The organism is Streptomyces sp. Y7 (assembly GCF_043195415.1).
GTDB lineage: Bacteria > Actinomycetota > Actinomycetes > Streptomycetales > Streptomycetaceae > Streptomyces.
This window is the reverse complement of record NZ_JBIDDQ010000006.1, coordinates 172,886-192,001: the sequence shown is the minus strand read 5'-3', so window position 1 is coordinate 192,001 and position 19,116 is coordinate 172,886. Positions and strand designations below refer to the sequence as shown.

Sequence of the window (19,116 nt, the reverse complement as noted above, 5' to 3'; positions counted from 1 at the left end):
GAAGCTGGTGACGTCCGGACAGACCCGGAACTCCCAGCGACCACCACCGACGCGCTCCCCTCGCTTGCCTTACGGCACGAGGGGTTTTTTGTTGCACAGGCACCAGTCGTGCAGCATCGAAACTCCGCTCAAACTTCGCAAAAACCCTCAGCATCGAGAAGAGAATGCCGATGACCGAGCAGGCCACCGGGGCCCATCATCCGCAGCCGCGGCCCCGATCCGGAGGACAGTCCGCCCCTGAGCACGTCACGGGTGCGCAGTCCCTCATCCGTTCGCTCGAGGAGGTCGGCGCCGACACGGTATTCGGCATTCCCGGTGGTGCGATCCTTCCGGCGTACGACCCCCTGATGGACTCCACCAGGGTGCGCCACGTCCTGGTCCGCCACGAGCAGGGCGCCGGTCACGCCGCCACCGGCTATGCGCAGGCCACCGGCAGGGTCGGCGTCTGCATGGCGACCTCCGGACCGGGCGCCACCAACCTGGTCACGCCGATCGCCGACGCGCACATGGACTCGGTGCCGCTCGTGGCGATCACCGGGCAGGTCGCCTCCAAGGCGATCGGCACGGACGCCTTCCAGGAGGCGGACATCGTCGGCATCACCATGCCGATCACCAAGCACAACTTCCTGGTCACCAAGGCCGAGGACATCCCCCGGGTGATCGCGCAGGCGTTCCACATCGCCTCCACCGGCCGCCCGGGCCCGGTCCTGGTCGACATCGCCAAGGACGCCCTCCAGGCGCGGACCACCTTCTCCTGGCCGCCCACCATGGACCTGCCCGGCTACCGGCCCGTCACCAAGCCGCACGCCAAGCAGATCCGCGAGGCCGCCAAGCTGATCACCGCGGCCAAGCGGCCGGTGCTGTACGTCGGCGGCGGTGTCATCAAGGCCGGCGCCACCGCCGAGCTGAAGGTCCTCGCGGAACTCACCGGAGCGCCCGTCACCACCACCCTGATGGCGCTCGGCGCATTCCCCGACAGCCACCCGCTGCACGTGGGAATGCCGGGCATGCACGGTGCGGTCACCGCCGTCACCGCGCTGCAGAAGGCCGACCTGATCGTCGCCCTCGGAGCCCGCTTCGACGACCGCGTCACCGGCAAGCTGGACAGCTTCGCCCCGTACGCCAAGATCGTCCACGCCGACATCGACCCGGCCGAGATCGGCAAGAACCGCGACGCCGACGTGCCGATCGTCGGTGACGCCCGCGAGGTCATCGCCGACCTCGTCCAGGCCGTCCAGAAGGAGCACGCCGAGGGCCACAAGGGCGACTACAGCGCCTGGTGGAAGGACCTCAGCCGCTGGCGGGACACCTACCCGCTGGGCTACGACCAGCCCGAGGACGGCTCGCTGTCCCCGCAGCAGGTGATCGAGCGCATCGGCCAACTCGCCCCCGAGGGCACGGTCTTCGCGGCCGGCGTCGGCCAGCACCAGATGTGGGCCGCGCACTTCATCCAGTACGACAGGCCCGCGACCTGGCTCAACTCCGGCGGCGCCGGGACGATGGGCTACGCGGTCCCGGCCGCGATGGGCGCCAAGGCCGGCGTGCCGGACAGGGCGGTCTGGGCGATCGACGGCGACGGCTGCTTCCAGATGACCAATCAGGAACTCACCACCTGCGCCCTGAACAACATCCCGATCAAGGTCGCCATCATCAACAACGGCGCCCTCGGGATGGTCCGCCAGTGGCAGACCCTCTTCTACAACCAGCGCTACTCCAACACCGTGCTGCACTCCGGCCCCGAGGCCGACGGCAAGCAGCCGAGCGCCGGCACCCGCGTCCCCGACTTCGTGAAGCTGTCGGAGGCCATGGGCTGCTACGCGATCCGCTGCGAGAGCCCCGCCGACCTCGACAAGGTCATCGAAGAGGCGAACTCCATCAACGACCGCCCGGTCGTCGTCGACTTCATCGTCCATGAGGACGCCATGGTGTGGCCGATGGTCGCCGCCGGCACCTCCAACGACGAGATCATGGCCGCCCGGGACGTGCGCCCCGACTTCGGCGACAACGAAGACGACTGAGCGAGAGAGACGTAAAAGACCATGTCCAAGCACACGCTCTCCGTCCTGGTGGAGAACACGCCGGGCATCCTCGCCCGGATCGCCGCCCTGTTCTCCCGCCGCGGCTTCAACATCGACTCGCTCGCGGTGGGCGTCACCGAGCACCCCGACATCTCCCGCATCACCATCGTGGTGAGCGTCGCCGACCTGCCGCTGGAGCAGGTGACGAAGCAGCTCAACAAGCTCGTCAACGTGCTGAAGATCGTCGAGCTGGAGCCGGGCTCGGCCGTTCAGCGCGAACTCGTCCTGGTGAAGGTGCGCGCCGACAACGAGACGCGCTCCCAGATCATCGAGATCGTCCAGCTGTTCCGCGCCAAGACCGTCGACGTCTCCCCGGAGGCCGTCACCATCGAGGCCACCGGCTCCAGTGACAAGCTGGAGGCCATGCTGAAGATGCTGGAGCCGTTCGGCATCAAGGAGCTCGTCCAGTCCGGCACCATCGCGATCGGCCGCGGCGCGCGCTCGATCACGGACCGCTCGCTGCGCGCGCTCGACCGCTCGGCATAGGGCGCGTTCGGACGGTCGGGTGACACCGGCCGTCCGGATCCCGCCCGTATGGCGAGACCCCGAAACTTCCCTTCCCCCCGCCGTCATACGGTGGGACGCAACACCTGCACACAAGGAGAGAACCCAAAGTGGCCGAGCTGTTCTACGACGCCGACGCCGACCTGTCCATCATCCAGGGCCGCAAGGTCGCGGTCATCGGTTACGGCAGCCAGGGCCACGCCCACGCGCTGTCGCTCCGTGACTCGGGTGTCGACGTGCGTGTCGGTCTGCACGAGGGCTCCAAGTCCAAGGCCAAGGCCGAGGAGCAGGGCCTGCGCGTGGTGACGCCGTCGGAGGCCGCCGCCGAGGCCGACGTCATCATGATCCTGGTGCCGGACCCGATCCAGGGCCAGGTCTACGAGGAGCACATCGCCCCGAACCTGAACGACGGCGACGCCCTGTTCTTCGGGCACGGCTTCAACATCCGCTTCGGCTTCATCAAGCCCCCGGCCGGCGTGGACGTCTGCATGGTCGCCCCGAAGGGCCCGGGCCACCTGGTGCGCCGCCAGTACGAGGAGGGCCGCGGCGTTCCCTGCATCGCGGCCGTCGAGCAGGACGCGTCGGGCAACGCCTTCGCGCTCGCCCTGTCGTACGCCAAGGGCATCGGCGGCACCCGCGCCGGCGTCATCAAGACGACCTTCACCGAGGAGACCGAGACCGACCTGTTCGGTGAGCAGGCCGTCCTCTGCGGTGGTACGGCCGCCCTGGTCAAGGCCGGTTTCGAGACGCTGACCGAGGCCGGCTACCAGCCGGAGATCGCGTACTTCGAGTGCCTGCACGAGCTGAAGCTGATCGTGGACCTCATGTACGAGGGCGGCCTGGAGAAGATGCGCTGGTCGATCTCCGAGACCGCCGAGTGGGGCGACTACGTCACCGGCCCGCGGATCATCACCGACGCCACCAAGGCCGAGATGAAGCAGGTCCTCGCCGAGATCCAGGACGGCACGTTCGCCCAGGCCTGGATGGACGAGTACCACGGCGGTCTGAAGAAGTACAACGAGTACAAGCAGCAGGACTCCGAGCACCTGCTGGAGACCACCGGCAAGGAGCTGCGCAAGCTCATGAGCTGGGTCAACGAGGACGCGTAAGCCTCGGCCGACGGGACCGGAGCATGGCGCTCCGGTCCCGTTGTCCATCCCGTCGCATCACGGACGGGTGATCCTTCCGAAGAGGCGCAGGACGACTACCGCAGCGCCACTACACTGCCGTACTACATACGCGTCAGGCCCACAGCGTCGTGCGTCTTCCACGCGGCTCAAGCGGCCCTCCGGGTCGCGACACCCTCCACCGCCTGCGGCCGTCGGGACGGCCGTCCGCATTGGACTTGTGAGGACTCACGTGAGCTCGAAACCCGTCGTACTCATCGCTGAAGAGCTGTCGCCCGCGACCGTGGACGCCCTTGGTCCGGACTTCGAGATCCGGCACTGCAACGGCGCCGACCGGGCCGAGCTGCTGCCCGCCATCGCCGACGTGGACGCGATCCTGGTCCGCTCCGCCACCAAGGTCGACGCCGAGGCCATCGCCGCGGCCAAGAAGCTCAAGGTCGTCGCGCGAGCCGGCGTCGGCCTGGACAACGTCGACGTCTCCGCCGCCACCAAGGCCGGCGTGATGGTCGTCAACGCCCCCACCTCGAACATCGTGACCGCCGCCGAGCTGGCCTGCGGTCTGCTCGTCGCCACCGCCCGCCACATCCCGCAGGCCAACGCCGCGCTGAAGAACGGCGAGTGGAAGCGCAGCAAGTACACGGGCGTCGAGCTCGCCGAGAAGACCCTCGGTGTCGTGGGTCTGGGCCGCATCGGTGCCCTTGTCGCCCAGCGGATGTCCGGCTTCGGCATGAAGGTCGTCGCCTACGACCCCTACATCCAGCCCGCGCGCGCCGCGCAGATGGGCGTCAAGGTGCTGTCGCTGGACGAGCTGCTCGAGGTCTCCGACTTCATCACCGTCCACCTGCCCAAGACCCCCGAGACCGTCGGCCTCATCGGCGACGAGGCGCTGCGCAAGGTCAAGCCGAGCGTGCGCATCGTCAACGCCGCGCGCGGCGGGATCGTCGACGAGGAGGCGCTGTACTCCGCCCTCAAGGAGGGTCGGGTCGCCGGTGCCGGCCTCGACGTGTACGCGAAGGAGCCCTGCACGGACTCCCCGCTGTTCGAGTTCGACCAGGTCGTCGCCACCCCGCACCTCGGTGCCTCCACCGACGAGGCGCAGGAGAAGGCCGGTATCGCCGTCGCCCGCTCGGTGCGCCTCGCGCTCGCCGGTGAGCTGGTCCCGGACGCGGTGAACGTCCAGGGCGGCGTCATCGCCGAGGACGTCAAGCCGGGGCTGCCGCTCGCCGAGCGCCTGGGCCGTATCTTCACGGCGCTCGCCGGCGAGGTCGCGGTCCGCCTCGACGTCGAGGTGTACGGCGAGATCACCCAGCACGACGTGAAGGTGCTGGAGCTCAGCGCCCTCAAGGGTGTCTTCGAGGACGTCGTCGACGAGACGGTGTCGTACGTCAACGCCCCGCTGTTCGCGCAGGAGCGCGGCGTCGAGGTGCGGCTGACCACCAGCTCGGAGGCGACCGACCACCGCAACGTCGTCACCGTGCGCGGCACGCTCGGCAACGGCGAGGAGGTGTCGGTCTCCGGCACGCTGGCCGGCCCCAAGCACCTGCAGAAGATCGTCGCGGTCGGCGACTACGACGTGGACCTCGCGCTGGCCGAGCACATGGCCGTGCTGCGCTACGAGGACCGTCCCGGTGTCGTCGGCACCGTCGGCCGGATTCTCGGCGAGGCCGGGATCAACATCGCCGGCATGCAGGTCTCGCGTGCGGTCGCCGGTGGCGAGGCGCTGGCCGTGCTCACCGTCGACGACACGGTGCCCGCCGGGGTGCTGGCGGAGGTGGCGGAGGAGATCGGTGCGACGTCCGCTCGCGCGGTGAACCTGACCTGAGGGCGTCGTTCGGCTGCGGGTGCGTGAGGGCTGGTCGCGCAGTTCCCCGCGCCCCTTCCGGGGGCTGCCGCCCCCGGACCCCCCACATAGGCCCTGAACGGGCCTCGTCCTCAAACGCCGGACGGGCTGAGGTGACTCGGCTCGTCCGGCGTTTCGCATGTCTGCTCGCGTACCTCGACCCGCCGAAGCGTGACCACCGCCAGCACCGCCGCCCCCGCCAGCAGTACCGCCCCCGCGATCGCCGCCCCCTGCATCCCGCTGGTGAACGCCTCCCGCGCGACCGTGGCCAGGCCCGGGGTGCCGTCGGCGACCGCCAGCGCTCCGCCCAGCGTCTCGCGGGCGGCCTCCGGGGCCGAGTCCGGGATCTCGTGGCGGTAGATGGCCGTGCCGATCGAGCCGAGCACCGCCATGCCGAGCGCGCCGCCGAACTCCGCGCCGGTCTCCATCAGGGAGGACGCGGAACCCGCCCGCTCCAGCGGGGCCGTGCCCATCGCCAGGTCCATGATCTGGGACATCACCACGACACCGCCGACGGCCAGCACCGCGCACGCCACCAGCACCAGCACCATCGAGTCCGTCCCCGCGAGGGACAGCAGCCCGAAGCCGGACGCGGCGATCAGGAAACCCGCGGTGACCACGTAGGCCCGGTTGACGCCCTTCTGCACCAGCTGGGTCGCGACCGGCGCCGCCGCACCGATCGGCACCGAGGGCAGCAGCGCCCACAGGGCCGCTTCCAGGGCGCTCTTGCCGAGCACCGACTGGAGGTACTGCGTGGTGAAGTAGGCCGAGCCCATGATGCCGAACGCGGAGACGAGGTTCAGGGCGACCGAGGGGGCGAAGCCGCGGCTGCGGAACAGGGCCGGGGAGATCATCGGCGAGGCCGCCGTGCGCTGGCGGTGCACGAAGAGGGCCGCGAACAGCAGACCGACGGTGATCGAGACGACGTAGCGGACGTTCCAGCCCTCGGAGGGGATCTCCTTCAGGCCGTAGATCACGGGGAGCACGGCCGCCATGGACAGCGGGACGCTCAGCCGGTCGAAGCGGCCGGGCTCGGGGTTGCGCCACTCCGGGAGCAGGAGCGGGCCGAGGACCAGCAGCAGCGCCATCGCGGGCAGGTTGACCAGGAAGACCGAGCCCCACCAGAAGTACTCGACCAGCAGCCCGCTCATCACCGAGCCGAGTGCGATCCCGGCCGTCATCACGCCGGACCACAGGCCGATCGCCTTCGCGCGCTGGGCGGGGTCGGTGAACATCGTGCGGGTCATGGCCATCGTCGACGGCATCAGGGTCGCGCCGCCGATGCCGAGGACCGCGCGGGCCGCGATCAGCATCTCTGCGCTGTTCGCGTACGCCGCCGCCAGTGACGCGGCGCCGAAGGCCGCTGCGCCGATCAGCAGGAGCCGGCGGTGGCCGATGCGGTCGCCGAGCGAACCCATCGTCATCAGCAGGCCGGCCAGGACGAAGGCGTAGATGTCGAAGATCCACAGCTGCTGGGTGCCGCTCGGCTCCAGGTCCGCGCTGATCGCCGGGATCGCGAAGTAGAGGACCGAGACGTCCATGGAGACCAGCAGCAGCGGCAGCATCAGCACGCCGAGAGCGGTCCATTCGCGGCGGCCGGCACGGGCCGGCGGCGGGGTGGCGGTGCTCGGGTTCGTTGTCATGACGGTGAATGTACGCGCGTCTTAAACGCTTGTCTAGAACGTTTGTATAGGACGGTTGTATGGATCGGCGGTAGGGTGGTCGCATGGGACACCGTGAGGATCTGCTGGAGGGCGCCCAGCGCTGCCTGCTCGCCAAGGGCTTCGCGCGCACGACGGCGCGGGACATCGTCAAGGAGTCGGGGACCAACCTCGCCTCGATCGGCTACCACTACGGCTCGAAGGACGCCCTGCTGGCGCAGGCGTACGTGGCGCTGGTCGAGGGGATGAGCGACGCCTTCGACGGTGACGGGGGCGCCGGGATCACCGCCGCACCGGGCTCCTTCGAACGGTTCCAGCAGGTGTGGTCGAACATCATCGCCACCATGCAGGAGCCCGGTTCGATGTGGCGGCTCAGCATGGAGATCGTCGTCATGGGCGACCGGATGCCCGAGCTCCGCGATCATCTGGCCCTGGCCCAGCGCGAGGCCGCGCGGGGACTGATTCCGCTGCTCATGGGCGGACGCGAGGAGGACGTCCCGGAGGAGCTCGTGGACACCCTCGGCGTGTTCTACGTGACCCTGATGACGGGGCTCATCGCGCAGTGGCACTTCGACCCGAAGACCGCCCCGCGCGCGGAACAGCTCACCGAGGGGTTGCGCCAGGTGTTCGAGGCGGCCACGAGGGCATGACCCGGGCCGGGTTCACGGGCCGCGGCCGCCGCCTGTCGTTGCGGTCGTGCGCTCGGTGCGGATGATGGGAGCCATGCAGCCCGAGATGCCCGCGGCGCAGGCCGGGGCGGAGGTACTGATCGTCGGTGGCGGGCCCGTCGGGCTCACCGCCCGGGCCCTGCTCGAACGCTGGGGCGTGCGGACCCTGCTGGTCGAGAAGCACACCGAGTTGTCGCCGTTCCCACGGTCCCGGCTGATCAACGTGCGCACCATGGAGATCTTCCGGCAGCTCGAACTCGCCGAACGGATCACGGCGGCCGCGTTCGCTCCGGAGTACGGCCGGATCCGCTTCCGGGACACCCTGTACGCCCCCGACTTCGCCTCGGCCGCGATGATCGGCGTCAACGGGCCGGTGCCGGAGAGCCCGGTGACCGGCGCGGTCACCTCCCAGGACCGGCTGGAGCCGACCTTGCTCGGCGCGGCCGCCTCCGAGGTGCGGTTCGGTGTCGAACTCGTCGGCTTGGCCGAGGAGGCCGACAGCGTCGTGGCCCTGCTCGCCGATCACGGCAGCGGCCGGCGCACACGCGTCCGCGCCCGCTACGTACTGGCCGCCGACGGCGCCGGCTCCACCGTCCGGGACCTGCTGGGCATCGGCACCGAGGGCCCCGGCGCGGTCGGCCGCGTCACCACCGTCGTCTTCGACGCCGACCTCGGACCGTGGTCCGCCCGGCAGCCCGCCGGGGTCTATCTCACCTCGCAGGGATCGTTCCTGCCGCTGTACCCCGAGGGCGGCTGGGCCCTGTTCGTGCCCACGCCCGAGGACCCCGACGGCGCCGACTGGCCCGGCCTCGTGGTGCGCTCCCTCGGGGCGGAGGCGACGGTCGACGTCCTGCGCGTGCAGCACTGGGTGGTGAACGCCTTCGTCGCCGACCGCTTCCGGCACGGCCGGACCCTGCTGGCCGGCGACGCCGCGCACGCGATCCCGCCCGCCGGCGGACTGGGCATGAACCTCGGCGTCGCCGATGTGCACAACCTCTGCTGGAAACTGGCGGGCGTGCTGCGCGGCTGGGCCGGGCCCGCGCTGCTCGACAGCTACGAGAGGGAACGGCGGCCCGTCGCCCACCGCACGCTCGGCCAGGCGGTGGAGAACTCCAAGATGATGTTCCAGGTCCAGGACGTGCGCCGCGAGCAGCTCGGCGCGGGCGCGGCACGGGTGCCGGAGCACGTCGAACCGCCCTGGTCCGAACAGTACTTCGCGCAACTCGGCCTGGTGCTCGGCGTCGCCTACCGCTCCGATGCCGTCCTGACCGGCGACGGCAGGTCCACGATGCCGCCCGAGACGGGCACGACGTACGTCCCCACGGCCGAACCGGGCCACCGGGTGCCGCATCTGTGGCTCACCGACGGCCGCTCCACCCTCGACGCGTTCGGCGAGTGGTTCACCCTGCTCACCTCCGCCCCCGCCGACTGGCAGTCACCCGGTACCCCGCCCTGGCCGCTGCGCGTCGAGCCGTTGCCCGCCGAGCACACCGACCAGTGGGACCTGCCCCCGCGGGGAGCGCTGCTCGTGCGCCCCGACGGCCACATCGCCGCCCGCTGGAGCGACGGACCGCCGGGCGACGGCACGCTGTTCGACGCCCTCGCCGCCGTCACCGCACGCTGACCCGGCGGACTACAGCCGCGCCCCCTTGAGCGCCATGTGCAGCAGCAGCCGGTCCTCGCCGTCGTCGAGGTCCAGGCCCGTGAGCTGCTCGACGCGGGAGAGGCGGTAGTACAGGGTCTGGCGGTGGATGCCCAGCTCGGCGGCGGTGCGGCCGGCCTGGCCCGCGCAGTCGAGGTAGACCTCGGCGGTGCGGGCGAGTTCCTGCTGGGCGGGGGAGAGGAGCGGGGCGACCACGGGGTCGTGGACCGTCTGCGGGGAGAGCGAGGTCAGCAGACGGTACGGGCCGATGTGCGACCACTGGGCCACCGGGCCGAGCCGGGGCTCGGCGAGCGCGGCGCGGGCCGCGGCCGACGCCTCCTGCCAGACCGTGCCCAGCTCGGCGAGACCGGTACGTGGTTCGCCGAGGCCGGCCGCGACCCGGGCCCGGCCCGCCCTGGGCGCGCGTGCGGCGGGACCGTCCTTCAGCAGCCGGGACGCCGCCGCCTGGGCGGCCGTGCGCACCTCGGACGAGCGCAGCCGTACGAGCACGGCGAGGCTCTGCCCGGACGGGCCCCACGGCAGCGTGCACAGCGCGGTCGCGTGCGGCACCGTCCGCACCGACGGGGCGTCGTCGGGGTCGGCCGACGGCCACGGCGCCACGCAGACGACCGTGTGGACGCCGTCCGCGCGCGGACCGAGGGCCGTACGCAGCTCCGCGATCGCCATGTCGCCCTGCCAGCCCCGCTCGGCGGTCAGCGCGGCCCGCAGCTCCCGGCTGAGGTCCGCCCCGTGCTGCGCCTCGTCCGCGAGCAGCGCGCCGATCCGGGCGGTCACCTCCATCGCGGCCGCCAGCTGCTGGTCCGTGGGTCCCGGATCGTCGTCCAGGAGCCAGACGTAACCCCGTACGACACCCCGGTGGCGTACCGGCAGGCAGATTCGTCCGCGGTGCACCCCCGCCTCCGGGGTGCGCGGGATCCGGACCGGCCCCGTGGCGCGCGTGATGCCGAAGCCCTCGAACCAGGTCCGCACGGTCGACGTGGAGCGGCGGGTCAGGATCGAGCGGGCACGGACGGGGTCCAGGGCCGACGCGTCGAGCTCGTCCTCGCTGTCGTAGGCACCGAAGGCGATCAGCTCGAAGTCGCGGTTCTCCAGCGTCGCGGGGGCGCCCAGGAGCTCCGAGATCTCGTCGACCAGCTCCTGGTAGTCACCCTTGAATTCCGACGTCACCCGGGCATTCTCCCGCATTTTTCGAGGCGCTTCATACATCTGTCTGAGATCTGTGGCACGGATGCGTGACAGCTGTCGATGGCAGAGGATCGGAGGGATCCTTAGGTTTCACGGTGGTTCTCCGTGCCGTACCCGAATGGTTGGGATTCGGCTGCTTTTCTGCTCCTGTGGAGGTGCCCCGTGCTGGGTCCCGTGATTCTTGCCGCGTCGCGCAGCGACCGGATGCGACGCCTGATCTCGGCGGCCCCGGTGACCAAGCAGGTCGTCGACCGCTTCATCCCGGGCGAGACGGTCGACGAGATCGTGCCGATCATCAAGGACCTCAGCGGCCGGGGTCTGGAGCTGACGATGGACGTCGTCGGCGAGGACATCACCCGCCCGGAGCAGGCCGCCGCCGCCCGGGACGCCTACCTGGCGCTCATCGACCGGCTGGGGGAGCTGGAGCTGGGCACCCGGGCCGAGATGTCCGTGAAGCTGTCGATGTTCGGACAGGCGCTGGACGGCGGCCACGAGCTGGCGCTCGCCAATGTCCGCCCCGTCGTCGAGGCCGCCGCCGCCATCGGCACCACCGTCACCCTCGACGCCGAGGACCACACCACCCTCGACTCGATGTTCGCCATCCACGAGGAGCTGCGGAAGGACTTCCCGCAGACCGGCTGCGTCATCCAGGCCTACCTCTTCCGCACCGAGGCCGACGCCCGCCGCCTCGCCGACAGCGGCAGCCGCGTCCGCCTCGTCAAGGGCGCCTACAAGGAGCCCGCCGAGGTCGCCTACCAGCAGAAACACGAGATCGACAAGGCGTACGTCCGGGTCCTGCGGATTCTGATGGAGGGCGCCGGGTACCCGATGATCGGCTCCCACGACCCCCGCCTGATCTCCATCGCCCAGGAACTGGCCCGCACGGCCGGCCGCAAGCTGGACGAGTACGAGTTCCAGATGCTGTACGGCATCCGCAGCGACGAGCACCTGCGCCTCGCCGCCGAGGGCCACCGCATGCGCGTCTACACGGCGTACGGCACCGACTGGTACGGCTACTTCATGCGGCGCCTCGCGGAGAAGCCCGCGAACCTGCGCTTCTTCGCCCGCAGCATGCTCACCCGAGGTTGAGAAATGTCGCACACGCAGAGGTTTTTCTGCCGGGGGTCCGGGGGTCGTCCCCCGGGAAAGCACAGTTTCGCCCGCTCGATGATCAGCAAGGGCTGAGCCCGAACACCCGCTCAAGTTCAAGGAGTTACGGATCTCATGGACGCTGTGACCCAGGTCCCCACCCCCGTCAACGAGCCGGTGCACGGCTACGCCCCCGGCTCGCCCGAGCGCGCCCGCCTGGAGGTCAAGCTCAAGGAGCTGGCCGAGAACCCGATCGACCTGCCGATGACCATCGGCGGCGAGAAGCGGATGGGCGGCGGCGAGCGCGTCGACGTCGTGCAGCCGCACAACCACAAGGCCCGCATCGGCACCTACGGCACCGCCACCCAGCAGGACGCCCAGGACGCCATCGACGCGGCCCTGGCCGCCGCGCCGGGCTGGCGCGCGATGTCCTTCGACGACCGCGCCGCGATCATCCTGCGCGCCGCCGAGCTGCTGGCCGGCCCCTGGCGCGAGACGCTGGCCGCCTCCACCATGCTGGGTCAGTCCAAGACCGCCCAGCAGGCCGAGATCGACACCCCCTGCGAGCTCGTCGACTTCTGGCGCTTCAACGTCAAGTACGCCCGTGACCTGCTCGCCGAGCAGCCCCCGGCGAACTCCCCGGGCGTGTGGAACCGCCTCGACCACCGCCCGCTCGAGGGCTTCGTCTACGCGATCACGCCGTTCAACTTCACGGCCATCGCCGGCAACCTGCCGACCGCCCCGGCTCTCATGGGCAACGTCGTCGTCTGGAAGCCGTCCCCGACGCAGACCCACGCCGCCGTGCTGCTGATGCAGCTCCTGGAGGAGGCCGGGCTGCCCAAGGGCGTCATCAACCTCGTCACCGGCGACGGCATCGAGGTCTCCAAGGTCGCCCTCGAGCACCGCGACCTCGCCGGCATCCACTTCACCGGCTCGACCAAGACCTTCCAGTACCTGTGGAAGACGGTCGGCAACAACATCGAGAAGTACCGCTCCTACCCGCGCATCGTCGGCGAGACCGGCGGCAAGGACTTCGTCGTCGCCCACCCGAGCGCCGACAAGGCGGTCCTGAAGACGGCCCTGACCCGCGGTGCCTTCGAGTACCAGGGCCAGAAGTGCTCGGCGACCTCCCGGGCGTACATCCCGGCGTCGATCTGGAACTCCGGCTTCAAGGAGGAGTTCGCGGCCGAGGTCGACTACATCACCATGGGTGACGTCACCGACCTGTCCAACTTCATCGGCGCCGTCATCGACGAGCGTGCCTTCGCCAAGAACAAGGCCGCCATCGACCGCGCCAAGCAGGACGACTCCTGCACGATCGTCGCGGGCGGCTCCTACGACGACTCGGTCGGCTACTTCGTCCGCCCGACCGTCATCGAGTGCAGCGACCCGGAGAACGAGGTCTTCACGACCGAGTACTTCGGCCCGGTGCTCGCCGTGCACGTCTACGAGGACGACAAGTACGACGAGATGCTGGACCAGATGGAGTCGGTGTCGGCCTACGCGCTGACCGGCTCGGTCATCTCCGCCGACCGCGCCGCGACCGCGTACACGATGGAGAAGCTGCGCTACGCGGCCGGCAACTTCTACATCAACGACAAGTCGACCGGTGCCGTCGTCGGCCAGCAGCCCTTCGGCGGCGGCCGCGCCTCCGGCACCAACGACAAGGCCGGCGCCCCGCAGAACCTGATGCGCTGGACGCTGACCCGCGCCATCAAGGAGACGCTGGTCCCGCCGACCGACTACGGCTACCCGCACATGGGCTGACACATCAACCCAACGCGAAGGGCCGGGTCTTGACGGACCCGGCCCTTCGCCGTGCGCGGAGCGTGCGCTGTTCGGCGATCTACTCGGCGATCTCCGTCCGCTCCCACCACTCGTAGACCGGCAGCGCGCCCTGAGGGGTGTTCTCCTGGCGCGAGGTCGGCCTGAAGTGCTCGTATCCGCCGCGGAGCTTGATCTTCACATCAGGACCGGGGGACGGGGTCCCGACGATCCGCTCGGGCAGGTCCTCGGGGCCGCCCTGGAGGAACACTTTCGACGTGTCGTTCATGACCTCACCGTTCCCCTCGACGCGACCCCGTCTCCCGGGCGGCGCGGAGGATCAGCCGAGTGGGCGATACCGATACTGGTGCGATGACCATCGACGCACCGGCGGGCACGCCGCGCACCGCGCACACCGCCGACCTCACCCCGGCCGAACTGAGCGCGATCCGTGCCCTGTTGGACGACGCCTTCGACGGCGACTTCTCCGACGAGGACTTCGAGCACGGCCTCGGCGGCATGCACGCCCTGGTGCACGACGACGCCGGGCTGCTCGTCGCGCACGGGTCGGTGGTGATGCGGCGGGTGCGGCACCGGGAGCGGTGGCTGCGCGTCGGGTACGTCGAGGCGGTCGCGGTACGGCCGGACGCGCGGCGCACCCGGCTGGGCGGCCGGGTGATGGCCGAGCTGGAGCGGGTGGTCGACCGGGCCTACGACGCGGGGATGCTGTCCGCGAGCGACGAGGGGGCCGCGCTGTACGCCGCCCGCGGCTGGGCGGTGTGGCGCGGGCGGGTCTGCGCGCTGGGGCCCGAGGGCGTCGTGCATCTGCCGGACGAGGAAGGCACGACCTTTGTGCGGCCCGCGCTCGCCGGTGCGCTCGACCTCGCGTCGGAGCTGGTTTTCGACTGGCGGGACGGCGACGTGCTCTGACGGGGCGACGACGGAAAGACCAGGTCAGTGGGGTGTGACCCAGTCCGCCGTCTCAGATAGTAGGAAGTCCGAGTAATTGTGGAGACAGACGCGTCGTCCTCCCTTAGTTTTGTAGGAGCCGAACGTCTCGCTCGATCAAGCGAATGGCGGTCGTGAGCCGGGCCCCGTGCAGGCAACCCCTGCGGCACCGCTCCCCGCCCCACCCGGCGTCTCGAAACCCCCTTGTGTCACTCCCGGATTATCGAAGGAGTCGATTTCCCATGGCCGAGACGACCGCCCGCCGTCGAGTCCGTCACATCTCCCGTACCAACGAGTCCGACCGCAAGAACGCGGCCGCCGCCCTCCAGCGCGCCCTCGACCGCAGGGACAACGGCGGCATCACCGGCCACCAGGCGGCCTGAGCCGCAGCAGGCCGGCGCCGCGCACCCCTCATGCCGGGAGCCGCACCCGATCGAGGTGCGGCGTGCGGGCTCACGCCCCGCGCCGCACCTCGAAGTGGTCGATGCGCTGCCCGTCCTGCGCCAGCGCCGACACCTTCAGCCGGGGCTTCGCTCCGCTCTCCGCCTCCACGGTGAGGAACGAGAAGCCCCGATAGCGCACCCGCGACCACTGCACGCTCTCCGCCTTGGTGTTGCGTGACTTGGTCCACCTGAAGGTGTCGACCGACTCCCGCTCGGTCACCTGCCCCTCGTAGCTCTCCTCCACGCCCGCGGGGAAGCCGTACAGCTCCTTGCCGCCCCCGCCCGCCGTGACGTACACGAGGCCGTCCCGCGTCGGGTCCGTCGAGGCGCCGATGGGCACCTGCCTGCCGACCTCGCCGTTCTTGATGGCGTCGGTCCGCTCGTAGACGTGGTTGTGCCCGTTGATCACCAGGTCCACCTGGTGCCGGGCGAACAGCGGCACCCACTCGGCCCGCACACCCCCGTCGGACGCGTGCGAGGACGTCGAGTAGGCGCAGTGGTGGAAGAAGACGACGACGAAGTCCACGCCCTTGGCCGCCCGCAGCTCACCGAGCCGCTCGTCCAGCCACTTGGTCTGACGGCCGTCCGTGTGACCCCGGTTGGCGGGGATCTCGTACGACACGTCGTTCGCGTCCAGCGCCACGAAGCCGACGTTGCCGTAGACGAAGGAGTACACGCCCGGGGCCGTACGGGCGTCGAAGCCGCTGTCCGGCAGGGACCAGCGGGCCAGCTGGCCGCCGTAGCCGTCCGGCGAGTACCAGGCCTCCATGTCGTGGTTGCCGGTCGTCACCATCCACGGCACCGACTTGGCCACCGACTCCGTCTGCTTGAGGTAACCGTCCCAGAAGCCGGGGTCGTAGGCGTCCGACTCCTCGCCCGACCCCTTGACGTTGGCGTAGCAGATGTCGCCGGCGTGCAGGTGGAAGGCGGGATCCTGGCTCAGCAGGAGTTTGTCGTTGGTGGCGGCCGCCTCGCTGACGCCCTGGTCGCCGAAGGCCGTGAAGGTGAAGGTCTCCGGGCTCGCGGGAGCCGTGCGGAAGGAGGCGATCGTCGCGCGGTTCTTCGGTGCCGCCGGGTCGAAGCCGTCATGGCCCACGCCGTAGTAGTACGTCGTGCCGGGGCGCAGGGAGTCCAGCGCCGCGTGGACGTAGTACTGCTCCAACGCCGCGCGGATGCCCTGCAGTTCGGGTGTGTACAGGTCGCGGATCTCGGCGTCGATCCGGCGGCTCAGGTCATCGGGGCGCAGGCCGATCCGGACGAACGGCTTCCGCACCGCGGCCGGTACCTGCCAGGAGATCCGCATCTGCGACTTCGGGTCGGCGCCGAAGGCGAGATGGCGGCCGAACGGGGCGACCGCGGAGCCCGGCACCTTGGTGGACACGGACGGGGAGGGCCGCGTACCGGCCGTGCCCGCGGGCTTGTCCGACCCCGAGCAGCCCGTCAGCAGCCCGCCCGCGACCGCGCCCGCGGTCACCAGCGTGCGGCGCCGGGTCAGCTTGGTGCGCAGGTACTCGTGCTGTTCCGCCATGCTCATACGGCGGGCGAGCTGCGGAGGGATGCCGAAGTCGGGGATGTCCATGAGGGGAAAGTTCCCAGCGGCGACCAACACCCGCCCTGCATACGGGTGAACGCCGGTTGAAGCGCAGGAGCCTTCCCCCGTCCGGCTGTCCGCATGGCGGACACCGCATGTCATTCCATGGGACGAGGAGTAGGGTGCCGACATGTCTCGCAGCCTCAATCTCGCAGTGATCCCCGGTGACGGCATCGGCCAGGAGGTCGTGACCGAAGGTCTGAAGGTCCTCTCCGCCGTCCTTCCGCAGGATGTGAAGCTGGAGACCAAGGAGTACGACTTCGGCGCCCGGCGCTACCACGCCACCGGTGAGACCCTCACCGACGCCGACCTCGAAGCCCTGAAGCAGCACGACGCCATCCTGCTCGGCGCGATCGGCGACCCGTCGGTCCCGTCCGGCGTACTGGAGCGCGGCTTCCTGCTCAAGCTCCGCTTCGCCTTCGACCACCACGTCAACCTGCGTCCCTCGAAGCTCCTGCCGGGTGTCGCCACCCCGCTCGCCGGCGAGCCCGAGATCGACTTCGTCGTGGTCCGCGAGGGCACCGAGGGCCCGTACACCGGCAACGGCGGCACCATCCGCAAGGGCACCGAGCACGAGGTCGCCACCGAGGTCTCCGTGAACACGGCCTACGGTGTCGAGCGCGTCGTCCGGGACGCCTTCGCCCGCGCCCAGGCCCGCCCGCGCAAGAAGCTGGCGCTGATCCACAAGAACAACGTGCTGACCTTCGCCGGTCACCTGTGGACCGACATCTTCAACAAGGTGGCCGAGGAGTTCCCCGAGGTCACCACCGAGTACATGCACGTCGACGCGGCCACGATCTACCTGGTCACCCAGCCCGAGCGCTTCGACGTCGTCGTCACCGACAACCTCTTCGGCGACATCATCACCGACCTCGCCGCGGCCGTCTCCGGCGGCATCGGCGTCGCCGCGAGCGGGAACATCAACCCCGGCGGCGCGTTCCCGTCCATGTTCGAGCCGGTCCACGGCTCGGCCCCGGACATCGCCGGCCAGGGCAAGGCCGACCCGACCGCCACGGTCCTGTCCGTCGCCCTGCTCCTGCGCCACCTCGGCCACGACGCCGAGGCCACCCGCATCGAGGACGCCGTCTCGGCCGACCTCGCCGAGCGCACCGGCAGGCCCGCGCGCAGCACGTCGGAGATCGGCGACGCGCTGGCCGTACGCGTAGCCGGCTGACCCGCCGCGCTGTTCGAAGCTTCGAAGCCGCCGGGTCACTTCGCCCCCGGCGGCTTCCACATGTCCGCCGCCGGGTGGCACCATCGACCCCCGGGTCACGATTTCTCGCCGATCACGCCGAACACGCCGATTTCTTCCACGGCTGCCGCTTGCGATAATCGAACGCGGAGCCGCGGAATGAGGGAATGCTCGGACGTCCTAGCACTGACCACGGGCAGTACTGGCGTGAGCGCGGCCCGCCACAACCTCACCGGTGAAGGACACCTACTCATGACGACGCCCACGATCGAGCTCAAGCCCTCCGCCAGCCCGCTGGCCGCCGCAGAGCGCGAGGCGATACTGGCCAACCCCGGTTTCGGCCGCCACTTCACCGACCACATGGTGACGATCAAGTGGACCGAGGGCCGCGGCTGGCACGACGGCGAGCTCGTGCCGTACGCGCCGCTCTCCCTCGACCCGGCCACCATGGTGCTGCACTACGCGCAGGAGATCTTCGAGGGTCTCAAGGCCTACCGCCAGCCCGACGGCACCGTCGCCTCCTTCCGTCCCGAGAAGAACGCCCGGCGCTTCCAGGCCTCGGCCCGCCGGCTCGGCATGCCGGAGCTGCCGGTCGAGACCTTCATCGAGGCGTGCGACGCGCTGGTCGCGCAGGACGAGGGCTGGGTGCCCGCGCACGGCGGCGAGGAGTCCCTCTACCTGCGCCCCTTCATGTTCGCCACCGAGGTCGGCCTGGGCGTCAAGCCCGCCGGCGAGTACCTCTTCATCGTCATCGCCTCCCCGGCCGGCGCCTACTTCCCCGGTGGCGTGAAGCCCGTGTCCATCTGGGTCTCCGAGGACCACGTGCGCGCGGTGCCGGGCGGCATGGGCGACGCCAAGACCGGCGGCAACTACGCCGCGTCCCTGCTGGCCCAGGCCGAGGCGGCCGCCGAGGGCTGCGCCCAGGTCTGCTACCTCGACGCGGTGGAGCGCAAGTGGGTCGAGGAGCTCGGCGGCATGAACCTGTACTTCGTGTACGGCGACAAGATCGTCACGCCCTCCCTCACCGGCTCCATCCTGGAGGGCGTCACCCGTGACTCCCTCCTCCAGGTCGCCCGCGACCTGGGCTACGAGGCCGAGGAGGGCCGTGTCTCCGTCGACCAGTGGCAGCGCGACTCCGAGAACGGCACCCTGACCGAGGTCTTCGCCTGCGGCACCGCGGCCGTCATCACCCCGGTCGGCTTCGTCAAGCGCACGGGTGCCGCGTGGCGGCAGGGCGACGGGGAGCCCGGCGAGGTCACGCTGAAGCTTCGCCAGGCGCTTCTCGACATCCAGCGGGGCACCGCCGTGGACCGGCACGGGTGGATGCATCGCCTGGGCTGACCTGTGCTCGGCGCTGAGGCGG

The 19,116-nt window shown here is 70.4% G+C and carries 16 protein-coding genes; 12 read left to right on the top strand and 4 right to left on the bottom strand.

All coding sequences use genetic code 11. The annotated features are described in order from the left end of the window. Window positions 1-164 precede the first annotated feature (164 nt). The 4 genes from ACGFW6_RS18305 to serA all read left to right on the top strand — a co-directional run bounded on the left by ACGFW6_RS18305 (window position 165) and on the right by serA (window position 5,531). On the top strand, window positions 165-2,018 hold the full coding sequence (locus ACGFW6_RS18305) for an acetolactate synthase large subunit (protein ID WP_393510310.1): 1,854 nt from the start codon (window positions 165-167) through the stop codon (window positions 2,016-2,018). 21 nt (window positions 2,019-2,039) lie between these two features. After that, a complete protein-coding gene (gene ilvN, locus ACGFW6_RS18300; RefSeq protein ID WP_030051183.1) occupies window positions 2,040-2,564 on the top strand; it encodes an acetolactate synthase small subunit in 525 nt (174 codons plus the stop codon). Between the two features lie 128 nt (window positions 2,565-2,692). Then, a complete protein-coding gene (ilvC, locus tag ACGFW6_RS18295) occupies window positions 2,693-3,691 on the top strand; it encodes a ketol-acid reductoisomerase (RefSeq protein ID WP_125524358.1) in 999 nt (332 codons plus the stop codon). 250 nt (window positions 3,692-3,941) lie between these two features. Next, the gene (serA, locus tag ACGFW6_RS18290; protein ID WP_393510305.1) at window positions 3,942-5,531 is read left to right on the top strand and encodes a phosphoglycerate dehydrogenase; all 1,590 of its coding nucleotides are present in this window, start codon (window positions 3,942-3,944) and stop codon (window positions 5,529-5,531) included. Window positions 5,532-5,641: 110 nt separating this feature from the next. Here the strand turns inward: serA and ACGFW6_RS18285 are convergent, their stop codons facing one another. After that, the gene (locus tag ACGFW6_RS18285) at window positions 5,642-7,192 is read right to left on the bottom strand and encodes an MFS transporter (RefSeq protein ID WP_393510302.1); all 1,551 of its coding nucleotides are present in this window, start codon (window positions 7,190-7,192) and stop codon (window positions 5,642-5,644) included. 83 nt (window positions 7,193-7,275) lie between these two features. On the opposite strand from ACGFW6_RS18285, the gene ACGFW6_RS18280 reads away from it, so the two are divergent. Next, window positions 7,276-7,860 carry a TetR/AcrR family transcriptional regulator gene (locus ACGFW6_RS18280; RefSeq protein ID WP_393510295.1) on the top strand — a complete coding sequence of 195 codons (585 nt, stop codon included), beginning with the start codon at window positions 7,276-7,278 and terminating at the stop codon, window positions 7,858-7,860. Window positions 7,861-7,933: 73 nt separating this feature from the next. Beyond that, entirely contained in the window at window positions 7,934-9,502 is a 1,569-nt protein-coding gene (locus ACGFW6_RS18275; RefSeq protein WP_393510292.1) for an FAD-dependent monooxygenase, read from the top strand. 9 nt (window positions 9,503-9,511) lie between these two features. Here ACGFW6_RS18275 and ACGFW6_RS18270 read toward each other — a convergent pair whose 3' ends face one another. After that, on the bottom strand, window positions 9,512-10,708 hold the full coding sequence (locus ACGFW6_RS18270; RefSeq protein WP_393510289.1) for a PucR family transcriptional regulator: 1,197 nt from the start codon (window positions 10,706-10,708) through the stop codon (window positions 9,512-9,514). Between the two features lie 180 nt (window positions 10,709-10,888). Here ACGFW6_RS18270 and ACGFW6_RS18265 point away from each other — a divergent pair, with 180 nt between their 5' ends. Together ACGFW6_RS18265 and pruA are read left to right on the top strand one after the other, a co-directional pair. After that, complete coding sequence (locus tag ACGFW6_RS18265) at window positions 10,889-11,815, top strand: proline dehydrogenase family protein (RefSeq protein WP_393510286.1); 927 nt, start codon at window positions 10,889-10,891, stop codon at window positions 11,813-11,815. 135 nt (window positions 11,816-11,950) lie between these two features. Further along, window positions 11,951-13,582: an L-glutamate gamma-semialdehyde dehydrogenase gene (pruA, locus tag ACGFW6_RS18260; protein WP_393510283.1), complete on the top strand. Its 1,632-nt coding sequence runs from the start codon at window positions 11,951-11,953 to the stop codon at window positions 13,580-13,582. A 79-nt stretch (window positions 13,583-13,661) separates the two neighbouring features. Here the strand turns inward: pruA and ACGFW6_RS18255 are convergent, their stop codons facing one another. Beyond that, complete coding sequence (locus tag ACGFW6_RS18255) at window positions 13,662-13,868, bottom strand: DUF5988 family protein (RefSeq protein WP_393510280.1); 207 nt, start codon at window positions 13,866-13,868, stop codon at window positions 13,662-13,664. 83 nt (window positions 13,869-13,951) lie between these two features. Here ACGFW6_RS18255 and ACGFW6_RS18250 point away from each other — a divergent pair, with 83 nt between their 5' ends. After that, complete coding sequence (locus ACGFW6_RS18250) at window positions 13,952-14,509, top strand: GNAT family N-acetyltransferase (RefSeq protein WP_393510277.1); 558 nt, start codon at window positions 13,952-13,954, stop codon at window positions 14,507-14,509. A gap of 260 nt (window positions 14,510-14,769) precedes the next feature. Then, window positions 14,770-14,910: a hypothetical protein gene (locus ACGFW6_RS18245; RefSeq protein WP_393510274.1), complete on the top strand. Its 141-nt coding sequence runs from the start codon at window positions 14,770-14,772 to the stop codon at window positions 14,908-14,910. Between the two features lie 70 nt (window positions 14,911-14,980). Here the strand turns inward: ACGFW6_RS18245 and ACGFW6_RS18240 are convergent, their stop codons facing one another. Then, window positions 14,981-16,549 (bottom strand): purple acid phosphatase family protein, encoded by a 1,569-nt coding sequence (locus tag ACGFW6_RS18240; RefSeq protein WP_393510271.1) that lies wholly within the window; start codon window positions 16,547-16,549, stop codon window positions 14,981-14,983. Window positions 16,550-16,691: 142 nt separating this feature from the next. On the opposite strand from ACGFW6_RS18240, the gene ACGFW6_RS18235 reads away from it, so the two are divergent. Continuing rightward, window positions 16,692-17,735 (top strand): 3-isopropylmalate dehydrogenase, encoded by a 1,044-nt coding sequence (locus ACGFW6_RS18235; protein WP_393510268.1) that lies wholly within the window; start codon window positions 16,692-16,694, stop codon window positions 17,733-17,735. A 270-nt stretch (window positions 17,736-18,005) separates the two neighbouring features. Then, complete coding sequence (locus tag ACGFW6_RS18230; protein WP_393510265.1) at window positions 18,006-19,094, top strand: branched-chain amino acid aminotransferase; 1,089 nt, start codon at window positions 18,006-18,008, stop codon at window positions 19,092-19,094. The last annotated feature ends 22 nt before the right edge of the window (window positions 19,095-19,116 follow it).

Excerpts from the sequence above, each read along its gene's own strand:
- ACGFW6_RS18305 (WP_393510310.1), top strand. The coding sequence starts at position 165 with ATGCCGATGACCGAGCAGGCCACCGGGGCCCATCATCCGCAGCCGCGG.
- ilvN (WP_030051183.1), top strand. The coding sequence starts at position 2,040 with ATGTCCAAGCACACGCTCTCCGTCCTGGTGGAGAACACGCCGGGCATC.
- ACGFW6_RS18285 (WP_393510302.1), bottom strand. The coding sequence starts at position 7,192 with ATGACAACGAACCCGAGCACCGCCACCCCGCCGCCGGCCCGTGCCGGC.
- ACGFW6_RS18280 (WP_393510295.1), top strand. The coding sequence starts at position 7,276 with ATGGGACACCGTGAGGATCTGCTGGAGGGCGCCCAGCGCTGCCTGCTC.
- ACGFW6_RS18275 (WP_393510292.1), top strand. The coding sequence starts at position 7,934 with ATGCAGCCCGAGATGCCCGCGGCGCAGGCCGGGGCGGAGGTACTGATC.
- pruA (WP_393510283.1), top strand. The coding sequence starts at position 11,951 with ATGGACGCTGTGACCCAGGTCCCCACCCCCGTCAACGAGCCGGTGCAC.
- ACGFW6_RS18255 (WP_393510280.1), bottom strand. The coding sequence starts at position 13,868 with ATGAACGACACGTCGAAAGTGTTCCTCCAGGGCGGCCCCGAGGACCTG.
- ACGFW6_RS18250 (WP_393510277.1), top strand. The coding sequence starts at position 13,952 with ATGACCATCGACGCACCGGCGGGCACGCCGCGCACCGCGCACACCGCC.
- ACGFW6_RS18245 (WP_393510274.1), top strand. The coding sequence starts at position 14,770 with ATGGCCGAGACGACCGCCCGCCGTCGAGTCCGTCACATCTCCCGTACC.
- ACGFW6_RS18240 (WP_393510271.1), bottom strand. The coding sequence starts at position 16,549 with ATGGACATCCCCGACTTCGGCATCCCTCCGCAGCTCGCCCGCCGTATG.
- ACGFW6_RS18235 (WP_393510268.1), top strand. The coding sequence starts at position 16,692 with ATGTCTCGCAGCCTCAATCTCGCAGTGATCCCCGGTGACGGCATCGGC.
- ACGFW6_RS18230 (WP_393510265.1), top strand. The coding sequence starts at position 18,006 with ATGACGACGCCCACGATCGAGCTCAAGCCCTCCGCCAGCCCGCTGGCC.